8 protein-coding genes are annotated in these 8,472 nt (G+C 30.6%); 7 read left to right on the plus strand and 1 reads right to left on the minus strand.

The window, feature by feature from the left end; genetic code table 11:
- Positions 1-115 precede the first annotated feature (115 nt).
- Together AC1RRU_RS08345 and AC1RRU_RS08350 are read left to right on the plus strand one after the other, a co-directional pair.
- Complete coding sequence (locus AC1RRU_RS08345; protein WP_011276491.1) at positions 116-733, plus strand: DUF47 domain-containing protein; 618 nt, start codon at positions 116-118, stop codon at positions 731-733.
- A 14-nt stretch (positions 734-747) separates the two neighbouring features.
- A complete protein-coding gene (locus tag AC1RRU_RS08350; protein ID WP_011276490.1) occupies positions 748-1,752 on the plus strand; it encodes an inorganic phosphate transporter in 1,005 nt (334 codons plus the stop codon).
- Positions 1,753-2,077: 325 nt separating this feature from the next.
- Here AC1RRU_RS08350 and AC1RRU_RS08355 read toward each other — a convergent pair whose 3' ends face one another.
- Positions 2,078-2,896: a LysM peptidoglycan-binding domain-containing protein gene (locus tag AC1RRU_RS08355; protein ID WP_037570563.1), complete on the minus strand. Its 819-nt coding sequence runs from the start codon at positions 2,894-2,896 to the stop codon at positions 2,078-2,080.
- A 528-nt stretch (positions 2,897-3,424) separates the two neighbouring features.
- Here AC1RRU_RS08355 and AC1RRU_RS08360 point away from each other — a divergent pair.
- The 5 genes from AC1RRU_RS08360 to AC1RRU_RS08380 all read left to right on the plus strand — a co-directional run bounded on the left by AC1RRU_RS08360 (position 3,425) and on the right by AC1RRU_RS08380 (position 8,391).
- Entirely contained in the window at positions 3,425-4,054 is a 630-nt protein-coding gene (locus AC1RRU_RS08360) for a Bax inhibitor-1/YccA family protein (RefSeq protein WP_370444505.1), read from the plus strand.
- 321 nt (positions 4,055-4,375) lie between these two features.
- The gene (locus AC1RRU_RS08365) at positions 4,376-6,523 is read left to right on the plus strand and encodes a helix-turn-helix transcriptional regulator (RefSeq protein ID WP_493196561.1); all 2,148 of its coding nucleotides are present in this window, start codon (positions 4,376-4,378) and stop codon (positions 6,521-6,523) included.
- A gap of 148 nt (positions 6,524-6,671) precedes the next feature.
- The gene (locus tag AC1RRU_RS08370) at positions 6,672-7,031 is read left to right on the plus strand and encodes a transcriptional regulator, SarA/Rot family (protein ID WP_011276486.1); all 360 of its coding nucleotides are present in this window, start codon (positions 6,672-6,674) and stop codon (positions 7,029-7,031) included.
- Positions 7,032-7,186: 155 nt separating this feature from the next.
- Positions 7,187-7,903, plus strand: a complete 717-nt coding sequence (locus tag AC1RRU_RS08375) for a YebC/PmpR family DNA-binding transcriptional regulator (protein WP_011276485.1) — start codon at positions 7,187-7,189, stop codon at positions 7,901-7,903.
- On the plus strand, positions 7,903-8,391 hold the full coding sequence (locus tag AC1RRU_RS08380) for a cupin domain-containing protein (protein ID WP_016930911.1): 489 nt from the start codon (positions 7,903-7,905) through the stop codon (positions 8,389-8,391). Before AC1RRU_RS08375 ends, AC1RRU_RS08380 begins: the two co-directional genes overlap by 1 nt.
- Positions 8,392-8,472 lie beyond the last annotated feature (81 nt).

Raw genomic sequence — 8,472 nt, forward strand, 5'->3', positions numbered from 1 at the left:
AAAATAGACTTTTGAAATGTTCTTATTGTAAATGTATTCTTTATCTAAAGTTGTCTTACAATAATAAAAATTTACAAATGTGATTGGAAACGATCGCTATAATGGAGGCTTTATAATGTTTACTAAGAAAAAGGATAAGTTCATGGTTCAATTAGAGGAAATGGTATTTAATTTGGACCGTGCTGCAGTTGAATTCGGGAAAATGGATTTCAATACGCACTTAGATTTAAAAGCTTATTCTGACAATATCAAGACTTATGAGTCACATGGTGACGAATTAATGCATCAAGTGATTACGGATTTAAATCAAACATTTATCACACCGATTGAACGTGAAGACATTTTATCTTTATGCAATGCAATCGATGACGTGCTTGACGCAATGGAAGAAACATCAGCAATGTTTGAAATGTATTCAATTGAATATACAGATGAATACATGGCAGAATTCGTAGAAAATATTCAAAAAGCAGTAGCGGAAATGAAATTAGCTGTTGGTTTATTAGTTGAGAAGAAGTTATCTCACATGCGCATTCATTCTATTAATATTAAAGAGTTTGAAACAAATTGTGATGGCATTTTACGTCAATCTATTAAACACATTTTCAACAGTGAAACAGATCCAATCACACTAATTAAAATAAAAGATATTTATGAAAGCATGGAAGAAATCGCAGATAAATGTCAAGTTGTAGCAAATAATTTCGAAACGATTATTATGAAAAATAGCTAAGGGAGTTTTAATTTATGGAATATGTATTAATTATCACTATAGCTATCGTTATATTTTCTTTAATCTTTGACTTTATCAATGGATTCCATGATACAGCCAACGCGATTGCTACAGCAGTATCGACACGTGCCTTGACGCCTAGAACTGCAATATTTTTAGCGGCAATTATGAACTTTATCGGTGCTTTAACATTTACTGGTGTTGCCGGTACAATCACAAAAGACATTGTTGATCCATTTAAGTTACATAATGGGTTAGTAGTTGTATTAGCCGCTATTTTAGCAGCAATCATTTGGAATTTATTAACATGGTTTTATGGTATTCCAAGTTCATCATCTCACGCATTAATAGGTTCAATCGCTGGTGCAGCGATTGCAGCACAAGGATTTGGTGTACTTCACTATCAAGGTTTTACTAAGATTATTATTGTTTTAATCATTTCACCAATTATTGCATTTTGTGTCGGATTCATTATGTACACAATTGTTAAAATTGTCTTTAAAAATGCTAACCTTACTCGAGCGAATCGTAATTTCCGATTCTTCCAAGTATTTACAGCAGCATTACAATCATTCTCACATGGTACGAACGATGCACAAAAATCAATGGGTATCATTACATTAGCTTTAATCGTTGCTAATATTCAAGATCCTACAAACGTTGAGCCGGCATTATGGGTAAAAGTTGCCTGTGCAACTGCAATGGGTCTAGGTACTGCAATTGGTGGATGGAAAATTATTAAAACAGTAGGCGGAAACATTATGAAAATTCGCCCAGCAAATGGTGCTGCTGCTGACTTATCATCAGCATTAACAATATTTGTAGCTTCATCATTACACTTCCCATTATCTACGACACACGTTGTATCATCATCAATTCTTGGTGTAGGTGCTTCTAACAGAGCTAAAGGTGTTAAATGGAACACTGCACAACGTATGATTATTACATGGGTTATTACATTACCAATTTCTGCGCTTTTAGCAGCATTGATATTCTGGGTTATGAACATTTTCTTATAATAAAATATTAAGGAACAATCTGGGACATAAATAATATAATAATGCTATTTAGCAAATTCGCAGTAGCTGACTGAACTGAGAAGGCGCTTAAATCAAGCTTTTCTCAGTTCTAGTCATCCTTGCGGGGGTGGGACGACGAATTTTAAAAGAATTCTGTCCCACTCCCTTCTTTGTTAGATATGAAATGAGACATAATAGTTTAAACCTTCTTTGAATTTAAGTTAAAACAGTGGGATGATTTATTAAATAGTATTATTTTTAATGCAGAAAAAAGAGCAATCCAATTTAACTTAATTAGCTGCTCTTATACTCTATATTTAATTTCTTAGTGAATGAAGTTGTAGCTTGAAACTACAGATGCAGGAATTGTTCTAGTATTAGTGTTATATGGTCCGTTAGCATAATTCATTTCTGAAATTAAGATACTACCATCAGCATTAACACGTTCAACATAAGCTACGTGTCCATAGTAGCCAGTAGTTGTTTGCATAATCGAACCTACAGTTGCGTTATGATCTACTGTATAACCATCTGCTGCTGCATTACCTGCCCAATATTTTGCATCTGACCAATAAGTACTAATTGGTTTACCAGCTTGAGAACGTCGGTCGAATACGTACCATGTACATTGACCAGCAGTATATAGGTTTTGGTGACTAAATGTTGGACTAGAATAACCGCCACTTCCGCCTACATTATTGTTTGTACTAGGATTTGTTTTACTAGGTGTTGTAGTTGAACCATTAGGTATTTTTAATTTTTGATTTGGTGTAATTAAGTAACCTGATAAATTATTGGCTTTCATTAATGCATTGACAGTTACACCATTTTTACTAGCAATTGCATATAAAGAATCGCCAGCTTTTACAGTATATGTTGATGAAGAAGTTGTTGCATTTGAACTGGCATTGTTAGAGTTATTACTGCTGCCCCCAATAGAAATAACTTGACCAGGGAAAATCATATTGTTTGAAAGATTGTTGCTCTTCTTAATACTATCTACAGATGTATTATATTTACTAGCGATGCTCCAAAGCGACTCGCCGGATTTTACAGTATGTTGAGTTGATGCTTCAGCATTGTGATTAGATAATACTGCAACTGCTCCGGTTGCGACAGAAGCTGCGACTGCTAACTTTTTCAACTAAATGTCCTCCTTGAGAAAATTGATTTTATTTATAATTAATAAATTCCTAAACTATTAATTTATCTTATATATTCATTTACATATATCACGTATTCATACTATCAAAAAAGAGACACAATTTGGGCGTTGTTATTATCTTGTAATATTGTTAATATTTGTCACTGATTATGTAAAAACGTCTAATCTATTGATATGATAGTCTTCATCAAATATTTGAATGTTTATTTTAATAAAAAAATTAAGTGATTTGTAATATTTCTATTAAAATAAAGATGATATGAGTGGAAAGGTTTAAGCTCAAAATGGCTCAACAATAGGCTTTAAGGTTGTGTTAAATTTAATTGTAGTGCATATTTTGCGGTCTAGTATTAATAACTAATGTAAATGTAATTGTAGAAAACATATCATTTGTTAATGATTTATTTTTTGAAAAGTAGTTAGAATGCGATACAATCATGTTGAAAAAGTGATATCTGATAAGGAGAGATTCATTGTATGTTTCAGTCGTATAACAACACACATCACATGAAGACAAAACATCGAGATAAAGATAGAACGCGTGATTACGCCAAGGTATGGCTATTTTTTATGTATTATTGGATTATATTTGGAATTGGATGTTACTTCGGACAATACTTACCTATGGAATGGAGACGTCCTTTATCTATAGCATTATTAGTACTTATTTTGGCAACATTATTTATTCAACGTGCGCGTAAGTATGGTTTGGTTATTTCGCATATTTACGCCATAATTGTAGGTCTTTTATCATATGCTACTTTTACCACTTATATGCAGAATTTAGGACCAGAGGTTTTTTATAAAAATGTCTTATTAGCAATTGGTGCATTTATAGTATTCGGTATTTTAGGCTATTTTATTATTAATGATGCCTCTAGTATTGGTAAATATTTATTTGTAACATTAATTGCGTTAATTATTGCTGGATTAATTGGCATGTTCATTGATAATCCTATATATCACACTGTTATTACAGTTGTAGGTTTAATACTTTTCCTATTATATACATTGTATGATTTTAATCGTATGAAGCGGGGGAATTTTTCACCACGGGAAATGGGTTTTAATCTATTTATTAATTTATTGAATATTATAAAAGATGTATTAAGACTTGCAAATCGCTTTAAAAATTAAATAAGAACGAATATAATGAGAAACTATACATTTGAGATGTCTACGTGTTGCATTCAATGATTTTATTTTGTTTAGTAATTGTATGATTGATCGTATTACTATATACATGATTGAATTTTGAGGCAATAACGGGACATTTTTTTAACAAATTCATAACTTAAATTAATAATAATAAGAAATTAATTTATAAAAAATTGTATTTTTGATTTGTTTATCATGTTGTAGTAAATTTACATTTAATCACTATGATAGTGCTAAGAGACAAAAGGAAATTAGTACAACATTTAGAAAGACTATCATGAATTAGAAAGAGGTTAATCAATGTCTAATACCAATATTCATATATTGACTAAGAATGAATACAAAATGACACGTTGCCAAGACGGTATTATTCTGTTGTTTCCGATAGAAGGTCAGCTTATACTTCAGCACTTTACTAAAACTGTTAACGTCGAAAATGACATTTACGTTATTAATAATACAGATATTTTTTCAATTCTAAAAAATAAAAAAACCATCATGCTTTATATCGCTAGTGATTGGTTTAGAGATCGCCATTTTGATTTCTTCAATTATAAATACTCAACTAATCTAGTTAAGTCCATTAACTCCATTAAACGCGCATTATTGCAACTTGCCCTAAACCATTTAAACGCAGACTCAGTTTCTGAAGATACTACATATATTACTTCTGTTGTTGATATTATCGGAAAAGAAGGGGCCATTGAGAAATCAATCGCAAATCATCAATATAACTTCTCTTTTTACGGTGAATTAAGCGAAATATTAGAATATATTAATCAAAATATAACTAAGAAATTAACGCTAACGGGTATAGCATCGAAATTATTTACTTCTAAATCTAATCTTTCGGCACAGTTTAATCAATTGCTAAATATGGGTTTCAAGACATATGTAGATACTTTAAAAATTGCAAATTCATTTGAATGGCTATTAACAACGGAATACACGATAAGTTTAATAAGCGAAAAAGTAGGATTTAGCAGTGCTTCAAGTTATTCTAAAACGTTTAAAAATTATGTTGACATGACTCCCAACGAGTACCGATACTGTGATAGATATGAAAAATCTATTGATATGGATTATGAAAATATAATCGAAGGAAATATTGACTACATTAATCAATTAATCAAGATTAAACAAAAATATTATAACCAACACGATGAACATATAATCTACGCAGATTCAATAATTGGTTCTACTGTGAATCCGTATTATTTAGTGATTCAAATTAATACTATAGAAGAAATAAGATTATTATTTTTTCAAGATTTTGCACGACCTTTGTATTACGAACACTCAACATTGAAGTTTTATCTAAATGTAGATATGCGTGATATTAAAGATCAAATGACAAAGTATGAAAGACAACGATTGTTTGAATACATCATTATTAATGAATTAAATGTAGTATTTAGACTGGAAGATTTAACGTTAACGGATTTTTTAGAGTCTAATTTTGAGGATGTAACAAACTACTTCAGAGAACATCAACTTCCTACGAGTGGTAATCATAAATTAGGTCTTGTATTTGATTTAGATGAAGTAAATTTGAAATCCATTTATCGAATCATTTTAAAAATACAGCATAAAACGCAACAATTTTCATTTGGGTTAGAAATAAGTAAGCTGCTAAACGACCCTGTATTGTTTAAAACATTAGAATCACAAATCAAACGCATTAATTTTGAATTTTTATATATTGATAATGCACAACTAAAAATGCCTTACTTAATTGAACAGAATGAACATTTACTGGTGAAAAATATATTACGATATCAAAATATTAGACAAATATTAAAGCAATTTGATCTAGAAGATCAGAAAATAATATTTTTAAATTTTGAAAACCACAAATTTTTAAATAGTAAATATAATGATTTGAATAATAGTGCACCTTTATTAATTGAGACATTTGTGAGAACAGCGTCATATTTTAACGGAATTGGCTTTAACTTCAAGCATAGTGGTAATTTGTTTAATGCACTTCACATATTCGATGAAAACGGTTTTAAGTCGATATTAGGAGCGATTTTAGAGCAACTCATTGAAATTAGTATGAAACCCAAATTATTTAATGAAAATTACATCTTAATTGACGATGAAGACCAATATACTGTTCTAATTTACGATTGGCGTGTTTTAGAAAGTGAATCATTGCAAGTCAATTATGATCAGACAGATATATTTATTGATTTTGCAGATGATGTATTAAAAGATACCTATTTAGTTCAAATTCAACTCATCGATGACTATAACGGTAATATTAATCATCTTATTTCTCAGAGTATTAGAAAAAAACATAAATGGTCAAAACGATTTTTAAGAAAACTAGATTATTTAATCCATCCAACATTTCAAATGATAGAACATAACTTTAATAATGCACCCCTTCAAATTAAACTTAATTACAATGCGTTGTATATCGTTAAAGTTTTAAAAAAATAAAATCTACTCAATTGTGTTGTGCACAACTATATTTAACATTGTTAGTAAATTCGACAAAAATTTCTAAACAAAGTTATAGGACATACCTAAAAATATAAAGGATAATAGTAATTAAGTTGTCTGCTTATATTTGGAGGTGCAAAAATCATTGAATAATGACAAATTAAATAAATTACTAGAATTCTATAAACAATATAAAGCATTGTCAGAGTACATAGATAAACAATATAAGTTGACATTAAATGATTTGGCTTTGCTCAAACTTGCTCATGAACATATTGCTAAAGATCAAATGTTAATGCAAAAATTTCTAAAAATAGCAATTAGTGAGTTAGAGCTAAGTAGAACTAAATTATTAGTCTCAATTCGACGACTTATAGAAAAAGAAAGACTAAGTAAGGTTCGATCAACTGAAGATGAGAGAAAAATTTTTATCTATATGGATGAGAAGAATGTTAAAAAATTCGATGCTTTATTCAATGATGTTGAAGAATTCTTAGATATTTAATTTAATATGTTGAACGAGAATACTGACAAAGACATTCTGTCAGTATTTTTTTTATGCTTATTTTTACTTCGTACAATGCGTTTATTTCCTTTTTAGACAATGCTTTATTAATGCTATATAATAAGGATTATTGAGTATGAAAGTGAGATGACATTATGGGACGTAAATGGAATAATATTAAAGAGAAAAAGGCCCAAAAAGATAAAAATACAAGTAGAATATATGCGAAATTTGGTAAAGAAATATATGTAGCAGCCAAATCTGGTGAACCAGATCCTGAATCTAACCAAGCATTAAGATTAGTACTTGAAAGAGCGAAGACGTATTCAGTACCTAATCATATTATTGATAGAGCAATTGACAAAGCTAAAGGTGCTGGTGATGAAAATTATGACCACCTACGTTACGAAGGCTTTGGACCAAGTGGTTCAATGCTTATCGTAGATGCATTAACTAATAATGTAAACCGTACGGCTTCAGATGTGAGAGCTGCTTTCGGTAAAAATGGCGGAAATATGGGTGTATCAGGTTCTGTAGCTTACATGTTTGATCACACGGCTACTTTCGGCATTGAAGGTAAATCAGCTGATGACATTTTAGAGGCATTAATGGAACAAGATGTTGATGTTAGAGATGTAATTGAAGATGGAGATCTTACAATCGTTTATGCCGAACCAGACCAATTTGCTCATGTACAAGATGCATTACGTCAAACAGGTGTAGAAGAATTTAAAGTTGCTGAGTTTGAAATGTTACCTCAAACTGATATTGAATTATCAGAGGATGACCAAGCAACATTTGAGAAATTAATTGATGCACTCGAAGACCTTGAAGATGTTCAAAATGTTTTCCATAATGTGGATTTAAAATAATGAAGAAAAATGCAGATTATTGGATTAAACAACTTGATCTAACACCTCATCCAGAAGGTGGCTATTATAAAGAAACAATTCGAGAAACAACAAATGAGGCACAACGTGCACCATTCAGTAGTATATACTTCTTGTTAAATACTGGTGATATTTCTCATTTTCATCGTATCGATGCGGATGAAGTATGGTATTATCATGCAGGTGAATCTTTGACCATTCATATGATTACACCTCAGGGGAACTATCAATCAGTACAATTAGGCGCTTCAATTGAAAATGGAGACGTATTGCAGTATTTAGTGCCTAAAGGTACTATTTTTGCATCGAGTTTAACAGACAGAAAAGGCTATAGTTTGGTTGGATGTATGTGCCAACCAGCATTTGATTTTAATCATTTTGAATTATTCACACAAGATGAGTTGTACAGTATGTATCCTCAACACGAGGCAATTATTAAACAATATGCCTTATTAAACATAGACCAATAGACTAAAAAGAGTCTGGGACATAAACCCTAGAGAAATAGCCAGTAAATGAGTTTTAACAAATTCATTTACTGGCTTCTTTAT

The organism is Staphylococcus sp. GW821-FHT11H10 (assembly GCF_058807855.1).

Coding starts and splice junctions, on each gene's coding strand:
- AC1RRU_RS08345 (WP_011276491.1), top strand. CDS start 116: ATGTTTACTAAGAAAAAGGATAAGTTCATGGTTCAATTAGAGGAAATG.
- AC1RRU_RS08350 (WP_011276490.1), top strand. CDS start 748: ATGGAATATGTATTAATTATCACTATAGCTATCGTTATATTTTCTTTA.
- AC1RRU_RS08360 (WP_370444505.1), top strand. CDS start 3,425: ATGAAGACAAAACATCGAGATAAAGATAGAACGCGTGATTACGCCAAG.
- AC1RRU_RS08365 (WP_493196561.1), top strand. CDS start 4,376: ATGTCTAATACCAATATTCATATATTGACTAAGAATGAATACAAAATG.
- AC1RRU_RS08375 (WP_011276485.1), top strand. CDS start 7,187: ATGGGACGTAAATGGAATAATATTAAAGAGAAAAAGGCCCAAAAAGAT.
- AC1RRU_RS08380 (WP_016930911.1), top strand. CDS start 7,903: ATGAAGAAAAATGCAGATTATTGGATTAAACAACTTGATCTAACACCT.